Genomic DNA, 357 nt, shown 5'->3' with positions numbered 1-357 from the left:
CATTCTCTTGTTGAATGCCTCTGCATAGGAAAACGCCTTGGTTATTAAATCATTTGAGGACCCACAAACTGAACTATCAGCACCAACCCACAAAGTTTCCCACTTAGTTTCCAATACTACGCAAACAGTCATCTCAATATCGTCAAATGCAGGACGTGCAGGAGCAATGCCATTAGCTACAGATATAAATGAAACTCCTGACTTATCGAAGGCTAAGTCAGCATCTTCGGAAGCATTGTTTACATCATATCTAGCTTGCTCCGATTCAAAACGGCAGTCATCAGCATATGCAATACTCGACCATGCAATAAACACTAATATGAGGATTCTCATACTACCTCCTGGCATACTAACGCC

Annotated in this window: 1 protein-coding gene; it reads right to left on the bottom strand. The window is 41.7% G+C overall.

The window, feature by feature from the left end:
• Positions 1 to 333: hypothetical protein (locus tag AN944_RS21120; protein ID WP_144430246.1), on the bottom strand; the 333-nt coding region annotated here is incomplete at its 3' end.
• Positions 334 to 357: the final 24 nt, after the last annotated feature.

The sequence above is a fragment of the Shewanella sp. P1-14-1 genome (assembly GCF_001401775.1).
Classification (GTDB): domain Bacteria; phylum Pseudomonadota; class Gammaproteobacteria; order Enterobacterales; family Shewanellaceae; genus Shewanella; species Shewanella japonica.
This window is presented reverse-complemented; position numbering and strand designations above follow the sequence as displayed.